The organism is Campylobacter sp. TTU-622 (genome assembly GCF_016598965.1).
Classification (GTDB): domain Bacteria; phylum Campylobacterota; class Campylobacteria; order Campylobacterales; family Campylobacteraceae; genus Campylobacter_D.
The window spans coordinates 1-16,973 of sequence record NZ_JAENKR010000025.1; the positions used below are offsets into that span (position 1 = coordinate 1).

At 26.4% G+C, this 16,973-nt stretch carries 16 protein-coding genes and 1 pseudogene; 5 read left to right on the plus strand and 12 right to left on the minus strand.

Annotated elements, in window-relative coordinates:
* From JG677_RS03880 to JG677_RS03915, 8 genes and pseudogenes are all read right to left on the minus strand, one after another.
* Window positions 1–231, minus strand: a pseudogene (locus tag JG677_RS03880) (hypothetical protein); the annotation flags it as partial.
* The gene (locus JG677_RS03885; protein ID WP_200285260.1) at window positions 222–710 is read right to left on the minus strand and encodes an HAD-IIIA family hydrolase; all 489 of its coding nucleotides are present in this window, start codon (window positions 708–710) and stop codon (window positions 222–224) included. The pseudogene JG677_RS03880 and the gene JG677_RS03885, both read right to left, overlap by 10 nt.
* A 2-nt stretch (window positions 711–712) precedes the next feature.
* Entirely contained in the window at window positions 713–1,540 is an 828-nt protein-coding gene (locus tag JG677_RS03890; RefSeq protein WP_200170192.1) for a septal ring lytic transglycosylase RlpA family protein, read from the minus strand.
* Window positions 1,503–2,627: a lytic transglycosylase domain-containing protein gene (locus JG677_RS03895; RefSeq protein WP_200170175.1), complete on the minus strand. Its 1,125-nt coding sequence runs from the start codon at window positions 2,625–2,627 to the stop codon at window positions 1,503–1,505. Before JG677_RS03895 ends, JG677_RS03890 begins: the two co-directional genes overlap by 38 nt.
* Before the next feature lies 1 nt (window position 2,628).
* Entirely contained in the window at window positions 2,629–3,432 is an 804-nt protein-coding gene (locus JG677_RS03900) for a TatD family hydrolase (RefSeq protein ID WP_200285262.1), read from the minus strand.
* Window positions 3,423–4,667 (minus strand): bile resistance response regulator CbrR, encoded by a 1,245-nt coding sequence (gene cbrR / locus JG677_RS03905; RefSeq protein ID WP_200170177.1) that lies wholly within the window; start codon window positions 4,665–4,667, stop codon window positions 3,423–3,425. Before cbrR ends, JG677_RS03900 begins: the two co-directional genes overlap by 10 nt.
* Before the next feature lie 64 nt (window positions 4,668–4,731).
* Window positions 4,732–6,255 (minus strand): AAA family ATPase, encoded by a 1,524-nt coding sequence (locus JG677_RS03910; protein WP_200285264.1) that lies wholly within the window; start codon window positions 6,253–6,255, stop codon window positions 4,732–4,734.
* 1 nt (window position 6,256) lies between these two features.
* Window positions 6,257–7,111 carry an NAD(+) kinase gene (locus JG677_RS03915; RefSeq protein ID WP_200285266.1) on the minus strand — a complete coding sequence of 285 codons (855 nt, stop codon included), beginning with the start codon at window positions 7,109–7,111 and terminating at the stop codon, window positions 6,257–6,259.
* An 87-nt stretch (window positions 7,112–7,198) separates the two neighbouring features.
* Between JG677_RS03915 and aspS the strand changes: the two genes are divergently transcribed.
* From aspS to ppa, 3 genes are all read left to right on the plus strand, one after another.
* Window positions 7,199–8,950 carry an aspartate--tRNA ligase gene (gene aspS, locus JG677_RS03920; RefSeq protein ID WP_200170180.1) on the plus strand — a complete coding sequence of 584 codons (1,752 nt, stop codon included), beginning with the start codon at window positions 7,199–7,201 and terminating at the stop codon, window positions 8,948–8,950.
* Window positions 8,947–9,522 carry an adenylate kinase gene (locus JG677_RS03925; protein ID WP_200170181.1) on the plus strand — a complete coding sequence of 192 codons (576 nt, stop codon included), beginning with the start codon at window positions 8,947–8,949 and terminating at the stop codon, window positions 9,520–9,522. Before aspS ends, JG677_RS03925 begins: the two co-directional genes overlap by 4 nt.
* A gap of 247 nt (window positions 9,523–9,769) precedes the next feature.
* Window positions 9,770–10,291 carry an inorganic diphosphatase gene (gene ppa, locus JG677_RS03930; protein WP_200170182.1) on the plus strand — a complete coding sequence of 174 codons (522 nt, stop codon included), beginning with the start codon at window positions 9,770–9,772 and terminating at the stop codon, window positions 10,289–10,291.
* 816 nt (window positions 10,292–11,107) lie between these two features.
* Here ppa and JG677_RS03935 read toward each other — a convergent pair.
* From JG677_RS03935 to JG677_RS03950, 4 genes are read right to left on the minus strand one after another with little or no spacing between them, the layout of a single operon-like run.
* Window positions 11,108–11,983, minus strand: coding sequence for an RsmB/NOP family class I SAM-dependent RNA methyltransferase (locus JG677_RS03935; RefSeq protein WP_200285268.1), 876 nt, complete (start codon window positions 11,981–11,983; stop codon window positions 11,108–11,110).
* A complete protein-coding gene (gene ruvX / locus JG677_RS03940) occupies window positions 11,973–12,356 on the minus strand; it encodes a Holliday junction resolvase RuvX (protein ID WP_200285270.1) in 384 nt (127 codons plus the stop codon). Before ruvX ends, JG677_RS03935 begins: the two co-directional genes overlap by 11 nt.
* Window positions 12,353–13,126, minus strand: a complete 774-nt coding sequence (locus JG677_RS03945) for a DNA-processing protein DprA (RefSeq protein WP_200285272.1) — start codon at window positions 13,124–13,126, stop codon at window positions 12,353–12,355. Before JG677_RS03945 ends, ruvX begins: the two co-directional genes overlap by 4 nt.
* Window positions 13,116–14,192, minus strand: coding sequence for a divergent polysaccharide deacetylase family protein (locus JG677_RS03950; RefSeq protein WP_200285278.1), 1,077 nt, complete (start codon window positions 14,190–14,192; stop codon window positions 13,116–13,118). Before JG677_RS03950 ends, JG677_RS03945 begins: the two co-directional genes overlap by 11 nt.
* Window positions 14,193–14,351: 159 nt before the next feature.
* Between JG677_RS03950 and JG677_RS03955 the strand changes: the two genes are divergently transcribed.
* Window positions 14,352–16,277 (plus strand): RNB domain-containing ribonuclease, encoded by a 1,926-nt coding sequence (locus tag JG677_RS03955; RefSeq protein WP_200285274.1) that lies wholly within the window; start codon window positions 14,352–14,354, stop codon window positions 16,275–16,277.
* Between the two features lie 9 nt (window positions 16,278–16,286).
* A partial coding sequence (locus JG677_RS03960; protein WP_200285276.1) for a hypothetical protein occupies window positions 16,287–16,973 on the plus strand: 687 nt, incomplete at its 3' end.

Consider the following 16,973-nt stretch of genomic DNA (forward strand, 5'->3'; position numbering starts at 1 on the left):
AGTAAAATAATGAAAAACATCTTTATCATTATAACGTTCCCAAGAATTAGCTTTATAGTAGGCTTTTATAGTACTTGAATTGGTTTCATAGATATTTAAATTACTTGCTTCCATATTTTTAAAATTTAAAGAGTAAGATTTAAGATTTAAAGAGTAAGGATCTTGCAAAGTTAAAATTGTAAAAATAATAGTAAATAAAGCAATTAATACTCCAAAAATCTTTATAACCAAAGTTTATCCCAATCTTGCTTCATATTGTTTTTTTCTATAAGAATTTCAATCATTTGTGCTACTGCTCCCTCTCCACCTTTTTTATCTAAACAAATATCAACTTTTAGATCTTTATGAGCATCCAAAGGTTTAAAACTTAAAGCAACATTTTCTAAAAGATTTTTATCATTAAAATAATCTCCAATAGCAGCACATTTGGAAAAATCTAGATTTAATTCTTTTAAGATTAATTTTGCACACTCTAATTTATTTTTAATTCCTTGATATACAAAATCAATTTTTAAATCTTTTGCTCTTAATGTAACACATTCTGAAGTTCTACCGGTTATAACTGCAATCTTTTTACCAAGCTTTAACCAAGCTTCAATAGCAGCTCCATCCTTAACATTAAATTCTTTTATTTCTTTTTTATCTTGAGAGTAGATGATTTTTCCATCTGTTAAGCAACCATCTACATCTAAAAAAATCAGTTCTATCATAATTATTCTCTTACAACAAAAGCTCCAGCAAAAGCTCCGCTTGCTGCAAAATCTCTTGCTTCCTCTTCGCTTCTAAAACCAGTTAAAAATACCCTATTTAATCCATCAACAGAACTTTTGCGTATAGTAGAAGAATAAGATCTATAAGTTTTATATCTTGAAGCTATGCTTTGCGCCCCTTGTAAATTTTTAAAGGCTCCAATTTGAACCATAAAATTACCACCTTCATAAATTTGACCATTATTTACAAGTTCTCCACTACTTCCATAGTTGGCATTAGAATGAACGATATTATTTCCTGAATTTTTACTTCCAAATCCTATAACTTCAAGTCTTACTGGAGCTGTTCCGCTATGAATCATATCAATTTGTGATGCAGCACCTTTAGAAAGATCTATAATTCTATTTCCAACAAATGGACCTCTATCATTTACCCTTACTGTAACTTGACGATTATTATTTAAATTTGTTACTTTTAAAATGGTATTCATTGGCAATGTTTTATGAGCAGCAGTTAAAGCATTTTGATCATAAGTTTCACCATTGGAAGTCTTTTTTCCGTGAAAACCTGGACCATACCAACTTGCAATACCATCAGCGGTCTCTCCTACTGCCACAACGGTTGGATAATAAGTCTTACCATTAATCGTATAAGGCTTCATTGTTCCTTTTGCACTTGAAGAACTAGGAGGAGTTCCTTTAAAATCATTGCTTGGATAATAAACTTCAACTTTACCACCACCTAATGAGCTAAAATTACTAGAACAAGCACTTAAAAATACTAGACCAAAACTAGCGACTGACAATTTGAGTATAGTCTTTTTTACCATTTGCATCATCTTTCTCCTTGTTTTTAATAGGTATTATTAATTTTTGATTTACACTTAAATATTTATTAATTTTATTTATTTCTTTAATATCATCTACACTTACATTATGGGTTTTAGCAATTTTATACAAAGAATCTCCTGCTTTTACAATATAAATTTTAGATTTAGGAATAGTTGTATCCACCTTAGCAAATTTATAAGATTTAAAATTATTATTAAAAAAAGCTAGTTTTTCAAGTGGAATATACATATAATAATCTTTTCCCGGAGGAGTAAAATTATGTTTAAATTGAGGATTATATTTTTTCAAAGTTGCTAAAGTAATATTAGCACTTTTTGCCAAATCTCTCAAAGCAACACCTGAAGGAACATCTACTTTTACAAAAGGATTGCTTAAAGAATAATTCATTAAAGAAATATCTTTTTGAAGAAAAAATTCTTTATCATTAGCCAAAAAAGCTAAAATAAGAATTTTTCTTATAAAAGTTCTAGTTTCTAAGGAAAGATATTTTTTATCAGGATCAATCAAAACTGCTAAATCATCGCTCTTAGCCTGTTTAATAGCCTGTCTTAACTTTCCATTGCCACAATTATAAGCAAGTAAAGCTAAATACCATTTACCAAATTCAGTCTTTAATGTCTTTAAATAATCAATTGCTGCATAAGTTGATTTTACCGGATCTCTTCTTTCATCAACATAAGCATCAACCCTTAAACCTAAATTTCTAGCCGTTGGTCTCATAAATTGCCAAATACCTACTGCTTTTGCATTTGAAATACTATGAGTTTTAAGACCTGATTCTACTATTGCTAAATACAAAATCTCAGAAGGAACATCATTTTTAATTAAAATTTCTCGTATCATAGGGGTAATAGCAGAAAAATTTTTCATAGAGTCAAGCAAAACTTGAGAATGCTTATTTTCCAAATCATCTTTAGATTGAAAAAAATTTAAATCTTTGATAAAGGTAGGATCAATATCCAAATTTCTTAAAATATCTACTTGTTTTTTATAGTATTCTGGAGTATAAATTTGTGCAAAAAGATAATTAAGAGTTACAATAAGAGCAAAAATTATTTTTTTCATTTTAATTTTCTTTAAAAAATAAATTTATAGAATTTTGATAACACAACTTTAAAAGCTCCTTATGAGAAATATCTAAAATTTCACTCATTTTTTTTCCAACTAACTGTGTTAATAAAGGAGTATTTCTTTGGCCTCTAAAAGGCTCTGGAGTTAAATAAGGTGCATCTGTTTCTATAAGTAGCTTATCTTTTGGAATTTTAGGCAAAATTTGAACTAATTTTTTAGCATTTTTAAAAGTTACTATCCCACCAATTCCAAAATAAAAACCCATTTTAGCTAAATCTAACAAAAGCTCACTTGCATTAAAACAATGCAAAACTCCTCCATTAAGCTTCGAAGAATACTCTTTTAAAATATTATAGGTATCTTCATTTGCTTCTCTTGAGTGGATAATAACTGGTTTTTTAAATTCAATTGCTAATTTAAGCTGAGCGATAAATACTTCTTTTTGTTTTTTTTTAATTTCTTCATCTTTACCATTTAAACGATAATAATCAAGTCCACATTCACCAACAGCAATACATTTATGATCTTTTAGAAATTCTCTTAAAATATACTCATCATAATGTTCTATATCATAGGGATGAATCCCAGCAGCAAAATAAACTTGTTCATATTTATAAGCAATTTCTCTTGCACGCTTTAAGTCTTTAATACTAGCACCAGGAATAATAATCTTATCAATACCATTTTCAAAAGAGTGTTTTAAAACTTTATCCAAATCTGATAAAAAAACATCACTATCTAAATGACAATGAGTATCAATTATTTTTAAATTATTATCGAATTTTAAATCTAAAAACATACTTCTACTCTATTTTTTCCATTAGACTTTGCCAAAGAAAGAGTTTTCTCTGCTTTTTGAATCAAATCTTGTTTATTGCTTTTTGAATTAGCAAAAACTATACCTATGGATGCTGTAAAAAACAACTCATCTAAATTAGCTAAAACACCTACATTTTTAATATTGACACGAATACGAGAAAAGATTTTAATGGCTCTTTCTTGATTGATATTTTTTAATATAATGCAAAATTTTTCAGCACTATATCTTCCAACGATATCTCTTCCCTTAATTTCATCAGTAATTTCTTTTGCACAAATTCTAATCACTTCATCGCCTATATTATAACCATATTCGTCATTTATCGTTTTTAAATTATCAATATCTAAAAAAGCAAAAGCAAATTCTTCATCTTTAGAGGAAATTTCATTTAAATAATTTTCCAAATCTTCCATTAATGCATCATTATTTTTTACTCCAGATACAAAATCAAGATGATTATAAGAATTTAAAAATTTCATATTATCCATAAATACCAAACAACGATTTACACAAAAATTAAATAATTCCTTATTAATAGGCTTGATTAAATAATCATTTGCGTTATTTTTAAGCATATCCACTTCTAGTTCATCATCTTTATCGCCTAAAATAATTACTCCTAAATCATCACTACTATAGCGCTCTCTTACACTAAATAAAAGTTGAGTACCATCGATAATTGGCATTTTAGCATCACAAATAATAAGTTTTACATCTGAATTTTGTTCTAAATAATTTAAAGCTTCTTCTCCATGAGCAGCACCTAAAACATTAAAAAATCTTTGAGTAAGATATTTTTTTATTTCATTACGCTCGTTAAGCTTACTCATTGCTAAGATTACTTTAGTTTTTTCATAGCGTTTTAAATTAATAATAGAATTAATTATATGATCAACACAACTATTGCTTTCTTTACAAATATAATCAAGTATATCTTTATCCATAAAATTATTTTTAGTAGCTTTATCCGTACTTGCAGTTAAAACTATAGTGGGACATTTTTTCTCTATCATAAAATCTACCGCTTCACCATTTGGTGCATCTGGCAAACAAAGATCAATAAAACTTAAGAAATAATCACTTATTGATAATTCCTTAGCTTGTGCAAAATTAAAAGCAACATCCACTTCATAATTAAGGGTTGCTTGTATTTTTTTTGCTAAAAGTTTTCCAAGCATTTTATTATCATCAATAATTAGAATTTTATTTTTCACTATTACACCTTAAATTTATCTATAAAAAAAGTTTTATTATAACAAAAATAAAAATACAAAAAACTTAATCTTTAAGTAAAGTTTTGGCAAATTCAAGTGCTTCATCATTTATTAATTCGCCACTTATCATTCTAGCAAGTTCTTTGATACGATCATTTTTTTCAAGTTTTATTACTTTACTCTCATGAATATTTTTTTCTATTAAAAAATGATTATCAGCCTTAGAAGAAAGTTGTGGCAAATGAGATATAGCAAAAATTTGATAAAAAGAAGAAAGTTCATTTAAAACTTTAGCTATACTCATAGCTTCTTTCCCGCTTAAATTAGCATCAATTTCGTCTAAAAAAATAATTCCTTTTCCAGAACCTAATATTTTACATTCTGTTGCAATTAAAGCAAGTCTTAAACGATTTAATTCTCCAGAACTTAATTTTTTTAAATTTACTTCATTAATATTGAGTTCAAGTTTATCTTTACCTTGCAAAGTTATTTTTTCATTTTGTAAAAAATTAAAACTTAAATTTTTCATATAAAGATTTTTTAAATATAAATTAAAATGTGCTTCCAAGTCTTTTAAATTATTAGATCTTATTTGAGTAAATTTATCACAAGCTGAGTTAATTTTTTTTTCTAACTCATTTATTTTTTTCTCTAATTCTTTTTTTTCAAAACTTAAATTTTCATAATGATTCAATTCTTGTTTTTTTTGTTCTAAAATTTCTAAAGCATTTTCTATGCTTTCATAGCGTTTAACCAAATAAGAAAGATTTTCTATACGATCAAGTAATTGTTCAATATCAAAATCCATCTCTTCCATTTTTTGATTTTCAAAAACGATACGCAACTCATTTAAACATTCTGTAAAAAAATCAGAATTAACCTCACTTAAATTAAGTGCATTAATCACTGTTTGTTCTAGATCAAAAATAGCACTAGCTTTCATCCATGCTTCATCAATTTTATCTTTTTTAGAAAGTTTCTTTTTCAATTTTAAAAGCTCTTCATATTCTCCTACTTTGGGATTAATACTAGAAATTTTTTCAATTTGCATTAAAGCAAGTTCTTTTAATTCTTCGATTTTTTTTTCTTCTTCTAGAATTTTATTTAATTCTTGTGATAGTTTTTCATATTCTTTAAAATTAATCTCAAAATCTTTTTTAAATTCCTTAAAATCAGGATTTTTTTCTTCTTCTAAAGTATCAAGTAAATTAAGTAGTTTTTCATTGTTAAATTCATTATTTTCTTTAACGCTAAGATATTTAACAAAACTTTTACTTAAACAATTTAAGCTTTTTTTACTAATACTTTGATTATTAACAAAATATTTTGCCGTTTTTTCTTTTAAAAGTTTAAAAATATTTTCTTCTTCATTTTCAATGCCAAATTCTTCTAAATTAAGCTCATCATCAAGACTTAACTCTACGCATTTAGCCTCGCTATCACATAAAGCAAAAGCCGATAAAATCGCTTTAAATAAAATAGATTTTCCAGCACCGCTTAAACCTGTAAAAACCGTAAGACCTGGCGTAAGATTAAGCTCGATATTTTTAAAAGTTAAATTATCTTTTATTAAAATCCTATTTATCATTTTAATTTCCCCAATTTAATTTTTCTTTTAAAACTTGAAAATAATCCCTGTCATCAGGATAAATAAAAGTTACACTTTTTTCTCCTAGGCCAATTTTAATATTTTTAAAATCATTTACTTTAAATTTTTCTTGACCATCAATACAAAAAGTACAATCTTTTGCTCCTATTTCAAATTCAAATCCTTTAGGCAAAATAATAGGACGTTGTGTAAGCGAATGAGAGCATATAGGAGTTAAAATAAATACCTGTGCTAAAGTATAAACGATAGGACCATTTGCGCTTAAATTATAAGCAGTTGATCCTGCTGGAGTTGAGATAATCAAACCGTCTCCAAAATATTGATTAAACATTTTTTTATTATGATAGACTTTAATATTGGCCATAGACATATTTGATTTTTTATAAAATACTATGTCATTAAATGCATTTTTACTGATAATTTGATTTTTTTTATCTTGTAAAGTAAGTTCAAGCATAAAAGGATTTTCGATTTTAAATTTTCCTTTAAAAAAATCATTAAAAAAAATTTCTACCTTTTCCATTGTAAGATTTGTTAAAAATCCTAAATTCCCTGCATGAATTCCTAAAATAGGTTTTTGATATTCACAAGCTTTTCTACATAAAGAAATTAAAGTTCCATCTCCTCCTAAAGATATTATTAAATCACTTTTTTTAAACAAATTATCTAACTCATTAATTTTTAAATTTATATTTTGTTCTTCTAAAAATAAAAGATCTATTTTTCTTTTTATTAAAATATTTTTTAGATATAAAATTTCTTGAGTTAAATCAATATCAGGTTTAACAACAAGTCCTATTTTTTTAATCTTTTTATAATCAATTTTATTTTGCATACAAAATTATAGCAAATCTTAGCTAAGCAAAAGAATAAAGATACTATAATACAATATAAATTTTTTAATACCAAGTAAGGAAAAAAATTGCGAACTCATTATAATACAGACTTAAGCATTGCCAATGTAGGCGAAGTTGTAACTCTTTGTGGTTGGGTTAATAGTTACCGCGATCATGGTGGTGTTATTTTTATTGATTTAAGAGATAGAAGTGGAATTATTCAGCTAGTTTGCGATCCAAAAGATGATCCAAAAGCACATGAAATAGCATCTCGTGTTAGAGATGAGTATGTTTTAATAGCTCAAGGCAAAATTCGTCCCCGTGGAGAAGGATTAAATAATCCCAAATTAAAAACTGGAGACATTGAAGTTGTCATCTCCCATCTTAATATAGAAAATGAAAGCTTAGCTACTCCTTTTGCTATTTCAGATGAAAATGTAAATGAAGAATTACGTCTTAAATATCGTTTTTTAGAGCTTAGAAATCCAAAACTTTATAACAATTTTGCTCTACGTTCTAAAGCTTGCATTGCAGCAAGAAATTCTTTAGCAAATATGGGATTTTTAGAAGTAGAAACACCTATTTTAACTAAAGCTACTCCTGAAGGTGCAAGAGATTATCTTGTTCCTTCTCGCGTTCATCAAGGGAATTTTTATGCTCTTCCTCAAAGCCCTCAACTCTTTAAGCAACTTCTAATGTGCAGTGGTTTTGATCGTTATTTTCAAATTGCTAAATGCTTTAGAGATGAAGATTTAAGAGCGGATCGTCAGCCTGAATTTACGCAAATTGATGTTGAAATGAGTTTTTGCAAACAAGAAGATGTGATTAAGGTAGCAGAAAATTTTTTAAAAGATATTTTTAAAGCTTGCGGAAAAGAAGTTAATACCCCATTTAGACAAATGAGCTACAAAGAAGCTATGGAAAATTATGGAAGCGATAAACCTGATTTAAGATATGATCTAAAGCTTATTGATGTAATAGATATTTTTGCAAGATCAAATAATGAAATTTTTTCAAATATTGCAAAAGATAGTAAAAAAAATCGTGTAAAAGCTTTGCGTGTGCCTAAAGGTGATACAATTTTTTCAAAAAGAGCAATGCAAAGATTTGAAGAATTTGTACGTAAATTTGGAGCACAAGGACTTGCTTTCATACAAGTAAAAGAAGATGGACTTAAAGGACCTTTGTGTAAGTTTTTTAGTGAAGAGGATTTGAAAGAATTAAGCAAACGCTGTAATTTAGAAGTAGGAGATGTTGTATTTTTTGGTGCAGGAAATAAAAAAGTTGTTTTAAATTATATGGGGAGATTTAGAATTTTCCTAGCACAAGAATTAAATCTTATAGATCCAAATGCTTTAGAATTCTTATGGGTTGTTGATTTTCCTATGTTTGAACAAAATGATGATGGAAGTTATTCCGCAATGCACCATCCTTTTACTATGCCTAAAAATATCGATGAAACCGATATAGAAGAGATTTGCTCTGTTGCTTATGATATAGTTTTAAATGGAGTTGAGCTTGGCGGGGGAAGTATAAGAATTCATAAAAATGATATACAACAAAAAGTTTTCAAGCTTCTTAATATCAATGAAGAAGAACAAAGAGAAAAATTTGGATTTTTACTTGATGCTTTAAGTTTTGGAGCACCACCGCATGGCGGTATAGCAATAGGACTTGATAGACTTATTATGCTAGTAACAGGTGCAAAAAGTATTAGAGAAGTGATTGCCTTTCCAAAAACACAAAGAGCACAATGTCTAATGACAGATGCTCCATCAAGTGCAAGTAATGAGGCTATGAGAGAGCTTGGAATAAAATTAAGAGAGGAAACAAAATGAAAGAATTATTTTTAATCATAGGAGCACCAGGAAGTGGTAAAACTACTGATGCTAGCTTAATAGCAAATTCTGATATAAATATTACTCATTACTCAACAGGTGATTTATTAAGAGAAGAAGTAGCTAGCGGAAGTGAGCTTGGAAAAAAAATCGATAGCTTTATTTCTAAAGGCAATTTAGTTCCTCTAGAAATCGTTGTAAATACCATAGTGTCGGCTTTAAAAACTGCACCAACTAAAACTATTATTATAGATGGTTATCCTAGAAGCGTAGAACAAATGATGGAATTTGATAAAGTTTTAAATGAACAAAATGAAGTAGAACTCAAAGGAGTCATTGAAGTTAAAGTAAGTGAGGAAGTAGCCAAAGAAAGGGTTTTAGGAAGAAATCGTGGAGAAGACGATAATGAAGAAGTTTTCTATAATAGAATGAAAGTTTATACAGAACCTTTAGAAGAGATTCAAAGCTTTTATCAAAAAAAGAAACTTCATTTTATCATAGATGGAGAAAGAGCTATTAATCCTATAGTAGCTGATATAAAAGATCTTATAAAGAAAATTCAAAATATTTAATTTATAAGAAAAAATAAATTATTATTTTTCAGATATTAAAATAACACCCGAAAAATAAATTGGGTTAAAAATTTATATTTTACAAAAATTATAAAATTGAAACTATCTAGCATAAAGATATTTATCTAGATAAATTATTGTAAATTTTAAACAATTATTTTTTATATAAATTGTAAGATTTATAATTAGATATTAACTAATATTTAATACTAAAAATTAATTTAAAACATATAAACAAGGAGAGAAAATGGATTTAAATAAAATTAAAATTGGAGATATTCCAAACAAAATCAATGCAGTCATCGAAATTCCTTATGGTTCAAATATTAAATATGAACTTGATAAAGAAAGTGGCGCAATTTTTGTAGATCGTGTTATACCTAGTGCAGTATTTTATCCTGCAAATTATGGCTTTATTCCTAATACTTTAGCTGATGATAATGATCCTTTAGATATTTTAATTTTAAATGAATATCCTATTCAAGCAGGAGCTGTAATTCCTTGCCGTTTAATAGGGGTATTAATCATGGAAGATGAAAGCGGAATGGATGAAAAACTTTTAGCTCTTCCTACTTCAAAAATTGATCCAAGATATGACAATATTAAAACTTACACAGATTTAGCGCCAGCTATCTTAAATAAAATTAAAAACTTTTTTGAAACTTATAAAATGCTTGAGCCAAATAAATGGGTAAAAGTGCAAGATTTCAAAGATGAAAAAGTTGCTATTGAAATACTTCAAAAAGCTATTTCAAATTATAAAAAATGATTTTTAGTTTCTAGCATACTAGAGAAGGTTATAGTGAATCACCTTTCTTGAACTTTTAACTATAAAATATTGGCTTGATAAAGATTATGATTTTATCCTCTATACTTATAATTTAGAGGATAAAATTTTTAAAAAAATCGCCTCTTTGTATAAGAATTCATATTAAAAAATGCTAATGAAATAATTCCTTGATAAGTTATTTTTTGATGATAGAAGCGCTGGTCTTGCTGCATTTTCAGATTATTTTAGATTTTACACTCTTTATAAACGGACAAGGGGGTATGGGTAGATCTTGATATGATTTGCCTTAATGCTTTTGATTTTAATACCAAAGAATATTTTAATAGACAACAATATAAATCAACAAAGAATAACCACTTCTTCAATCAAATTCCCACAACAAAGCTTATTTGGTAAAGAACTTATAAATAATCAAAAAATATCCCTTGAGGTATAATAGGTCCTTCTTTTTGCAAATATGTATCAAAATTTCTTATGAAAATATGCACAAAATTATCTTTTTACCTGTCAAATTCCTTGGAATCAAAGTAAAAAATTTATACAGAAAAAAGCTGATATAGATTGGAATATGCCTTGCTTGTATCTTTTTACCAAAATGTGAAGAAGTTATGGAATGGATAAAAATTGTTTTATAGACAAGGAATTTATGCTACTTTGCTTAAAAAATATAATATGAAAAAATTTAGCAAAGAATTAAATTTTAAACCAATCATTGGCTTTTTGTAAAAGTCAATCATAAAATTAAAAAATTAATTAATTTTTAATTTTATTCACATTTTTTTCACTATGTGAATTTTAAATTTTGCGTAGTTTTGCTATAAAAAATCCATCATAATCTAAGCTTGGTATAATGCGTTTGCATTTTGAAATTTCATCAAATTCACTGCTTTTTGCATCCTTAGCTAAAGCATACTCTAAATTTATTTCTAAAAGTTTTATTTTAAATTCACTTTTTAAGGCATTTTCTATTACTTCCTCATTTTCTTCTCTACTAAAAGTGCAAGTGCTATAAACAAGCTCACCTCCAGTTTTTAAAGCCTTTAAAGCAGAGTGTAAAAGTTTTTTTTGTAATTTTGAAATATTTTTAATTTCTTTATGACTTTTTTTTAAATCAAATCCCATTTTAGCCAATGTTGAACAAGGTGCATCAAGCAAAATCTTATCAAATTTATTAGGACATAAATTTCCTATGACTTTACCATCTTTTAAAAAGATTTTTGCATTAACTCCATACTTTTTAAGATTTTTTTGCAAAACAAAAAAACGATCTTTACTTGCTTCATTGCAAGCTAAATATCCTGTATTTTTCATAAAATTAGCTAAATTTATACTTTTTCCACCCGGAGCAGCACATAAGTCTAAAACACTATCTCCTGCTTTAACCTCTAAATTTAAAGCACATAAATAAGAAGCATAATTTTGTATATAAAATTTAGCTTCATCAAAAGCTTTCATAGAGCTTAATATGCTTTTGTCTTTGGCTTTAAATAAATAACAATATTCATTTAGTTTTCTATATTCTAAATTTTCTTTTAAAAATTCATTTTCTAAAAAATTGGCATTAGTTTTTAAAGTATTTAAAAAAACACAAATGTTTTTTTCTTCTTTAAAAGAATTTAATATTTTCTCCCATTCTTCTTTAGTATATAAAGAGCTAATCTTAGAGAGCAAAATAATCCTTTATCATAATCAAAGCCGCCAAAGAATCTAATTTTGCATCTTTTTTACGCGTATTTATTACACCTAGCCTCAATGCCTCTTTAGAACTAAAACTTTCATCAACAAAAACAATTTTTTTATCAAATTCAAGCAAAGATACAAAATGTTTAATACGTTTTGTCATTTCTTCTTCGCTTTTTGAACCTTTTGGGATACCTACAATAAGCAAAGAAATATTATAAGTTAAAAATAATTTTTTTATCTCATTAGCAGCTTGATTGCGATTTTTACGCAAAATTCCATCAAGAGGAATAGCTATTTTTTCATCTACGCAAAGTGCCACACCTATACGTTTTAATCCTATATCTAAAGCTAGAGCATTCATATGATAACCTTTATGAAAACACCTGTTATATCAATTTTTCCTTCAAGTTCGTATTCATAAACCTTATCGCCATAAATCGCTAAAGCCTCCTCAACGCTTACTCCTTTTTTGCAAAATTTTAAAAATTCATCGTGCGTTTCTTTTTCTTCAATGCCAAATTGCAAGGCAAATTCTTTAAAATTGGTTATTAGCTTAGCTTTATTATTTTTTATAAGTTCATTAGTTCCTTGACTCTCATTTAATCTTTGAGGTAAAACATATAAAGGTTTTTTTAATTCTAGGGCAAGTTTTGCGCTCTGCATAGATCCGCTATTAAGATCAGCTTGTGCAATGATTATACAATCACTCAAAGCGATAATCAAACGATTTCTAAGTAAAAAATCATATTTTTTAGGGATATGATCTGCCTCATATTCGCTTAAAGCAAGAGCATTTTTATAAATTTCTTCTATAATTTTTTGATTTGTTTTAGGATAAATTTGATTAAGTCCATTAGCAAAAATTGCTATAGTATTAGGTAAGGCTGCTTTTGAAGCACTTATATCTACTCCTAAAGCACCCCCACTTACTATACTCACCTTATCTTTAAGAATACTAGAAAGTTCTTCAACGCATTTTTTTGTATAAAGATTCATTTTTCTTGAACCTATAATTGCAACCTTTTTTCTTTTTAATAACCCAAGATTGCCTTTATAATAAATTTTTTTAGGAGGATTTTTTAAAGTTTTAAAATAAGCTAAAAATTCATTATCTAAAATTTTAATTTCCATAAATTTCATTTAAATAAACTAAATTCACATTAAGAAGCATTTCTTTACTTTCTTCTAAAGCTTTAAAAGTATTTTTTCTAGGATGTGCTATAGCTATAGCAAAACCTTTTTTATAAGCTAAATTAATAACTTGCTTAAGTTGATTTTTAATATAATCAATATTATCTTCATTATCTAAAAAAACATCTCTTTGTATATAAGGTTGATTAAATTCTTTAGCCAATTTTAAAGCTTTAGTTTTTCCTATAGTTTTAGAATCAACAAAAATAAAATCTTGTTTTTTGAAAGCATCAAAAAGTTTTCTCATAGCATTCTCATCGCTTGTAAATAAACTTCCTGTATGATTATTAATATATCTTAAACCTTTAAATTCTTGTTTAATGCTTTTTATCATTGCATCAATATGTTCTTTAGAATCACTTACTTTTAAGGTATTAAGTTCTGGTTTATTATAATTAATTGCTTCTAAAGGCAAATGCACCATAAAAAATTTAAATTCTAAAGCAAGTTGTGGAGTATTTTTATGTCTTTTATCCGGAGGAAAAAAAGAAGGAGTTAATTTTAAATTGAGTTTTTTAAGTTCATTTACTTGTTTAGAATTTGCCATATCATCGATAATAATAACAAGTTTTGGTTTTTTTGTGTTATTAATTTGTGTTTGATTTATATTTTTTTCTTCTAAAATATCTGTTTTTTGCGCAATCAAACTAGAATTTAAATCACTAAAATGGCTTAAATTTTGCTCATTGAAACTTGTGTTTAAATCAGAACTTAAATTATTATCTAAACTTATATTATCATCTTGTGTATTTAGATTTTTTTCTAAAAAAGTTACATTAAGTTCTTGATCATAATTATAATTTTTAAAGATGGTATCATTTTTTAAGTTTTGATTATTTTCACTAAATAAATCAAGACTAGAATTAAATTCTTGTGCTGGAGTTAAAGTAAAATTGTCTTGTTTTTTATATTCTGTAAAAATTTTTAAAGCTAGAAGAAAGATAATTAAAACTAAAAGAAAGATAATTAAAAAATATTTTAAACGAATAAGATTTTTCAAACAAATAATTCTTTTATAAAGATATAATATTTCATCAAAACAGATCCAACTTTAAAAATTAAACTATAAAATTTAGATTATACCAAAATATTTATTAAGAAATTCATATTTTTTTTATGAAGTTTATGTAAGAATAATTATAATTTTAAAATTTAAAGTAAAAAAGTGAAAGAATTTCTAAATCATTTAAATTATGGAATCAAAGCTAATGAAGTAAATAATGAATTTAAACAAATTCTAAGAGAACTTTTAGCAAACAATATCATAAAAGAACATAAAAATAAATTTTATCTTAATAATGGTTATATCTTCGGAGTGCTTGATATTTCAAACAAAGGCACAGGATTTTTAAAATGCTTTGATGAAAATTACAAACAAGATTTATTGATTGAAAATAAAAATTTAAAAGGAGCTAATTATAAAGATATAGTTGTAGCCAAACTACTTCCTTTAAAAAAGAAGCGTCCTAAAGCAAAAGTTATTTTGATTTTAAAAAGAGCCAATGAAACCTCTTTAGTTATTACTAAAAAATATGGCGAAGCTATTTTAGGGATGAATATAAAAACAGGACTTAGTATGGCTTTAAAAGCTTCCCAAAAATCTCTAAAAGCTCTACCCTTAGGAACAATTTTAAAAATAGAAAATCATAACAACGGCATAACAGAAGTTTTAGGTCATATTGATGATGAAAATATTGATGAAAAAATTTCTTTAAATCTTTTTAACAAAAATTCTTGTTTTAATGATAATTGCATAAAAGAAGCAAATTCTTATGGAGATTTTGTCGATGCAAGTATGTATGAAAATCGTATTGATTTAAGAATGCTCTCCTTTTGTACCATAGATCCTATCCACGCAAAAGATTTTGATGATGCAATTTATTTTGATAAAGAAAAAAAAGAACTTTATGTAGCAATTGCTGATGTAAGCGAATACGTTTTTGCTTATGGGGCTATTGACAAAGAAGCTAGAAGTCGTGGTTTTTCTATATATTTTCCACATATTGCTGTGCCTATGCTTCCACAAACTTTAAGTGAAAACATTTGCTCTTTAAAACCCTTAGAAGATAGACTTGTATTTTGTTTTAAAATTACCCTAGATGAAAATTACAAAGTTGTAAAAGAAGAACTTTTTGAAGCTATTATTAATTCAAAACGCCGTTTTAATTATGATGAAGTAGATGAAATTTTGATAAAAAAACCCGATTTAAAAGAACTTTCGTGGCTTTATAAGCTTTATGAAATTACAAAAATCATAAGAAAAAAGCGTCTTAAAAATGCTTTTGAATTCAAAACAGAAGAATTAAGAATGAGCCTTAATGATAACTTAAGTCTTAAATCAACTTCATACGAAAAAGATACCCCTTCACACAATTTAATAGAAGATTGTATGTTATTAGCCAACAAAGCTGCTGCAAGTCTTTTAGATGATATAGGAATCTTTAGAAATCACTTAAGTGCTGATCATAAAAAAATTCTAAAACTTTTAAAAGAAATTCAAAGTCTTGGTATAGATGTAGAATACAAAGCAAATCTTAGTGAAATGATTAAAAATATACAAGCTTTAGCAGAAGAATTAAACTTAAGAGAAGAGATAGACAAACTCATCATCAAAGCTCAAAAAAAGGCAGAATATTCAAGTGTTAATATGGGGCATTTTGGCTTAGGATTTAATAAATACTCTCATTTTACAAGTCCTATAAGGCGTTATTCTGATTTAATACTTCATAGACTTTTAAAAGCAAAACTTAAAAAAGACAATAAATTGTTTAATTATTTATTATTAAACATTCAAAGCACTTGCGAAAATTTAAGCGTACTAGAAAGAGAAGCCGATAAAGTTGCTTTTGATTTTATGGATAGAAAATTTGCCAGATGGGCTGATAAAAATAAAGGAAAAGAATTCCAAGCACTTATCATAGAAAATGAAAATGTAATTATCGCAAAACTAGAAGATGAAATCAAAGGTGCTAACATCATACTTAAAAATGCCAAAGTAAATTTACTTCAAAGAGTTCAAGTACGTATTGAGGAAGTTGATATTATTATGGCAAAAATTTTTGGTAAAATTACAAAAATTTTAGAAAATTAATGGATTTTTATGTATAAAAAAGATTTGCAACTTCTTTTAAACACGGCTAATTTTCCAAATTTCTTTTTTCTTTATGGGGCTGATAATTTTCAAATTGAATTTTTCTCAGAGCTTATTAAAGAAAAATATCCAAATGATGAAATTTTAAAAATCTATTTCGAAGAATACAATTTTTCAAAATGTAGTGATTTTTTATCTTTAAATTCTCTTTTTAGCGAAAAGAAACTCTTAGAAATCAAATGCAGTAAAAAGCCAAATACAAAAGAATTAAAATTTTTAATAGAACTTTGTAAAAATAATGCAGATAATTTTTTCCTTTTAGAATTTTATGATGAATCAAGCAGGCAAAATGAGCTAGAAAAAATCTTTGAAAATAATTTTGTAAGATTTTTCAAAATCGGCAACACCAAAGAAGGAATAGAGCTTTTAGATATGAAAGCAAAAAAACTCAATATTGATATCACCAGCAATGCTCTTTATACCCTGCTTCAAAGTTTTGATGAAAATTTATATTTAGCAGCAAACGAACTTAATAAATTTCAAAATTTAAAAGTAAATGAACAAACCATTCAAACCTATTGCTATGCTTTAAACACAGGAAATTTTGATGATTTTTTTGAAAAATTAGTAAAAAAACAAGATATAAAAAAAGATCTTGAAAATATTTTAGAAAATTTTAACGAAATGGCTTTTATC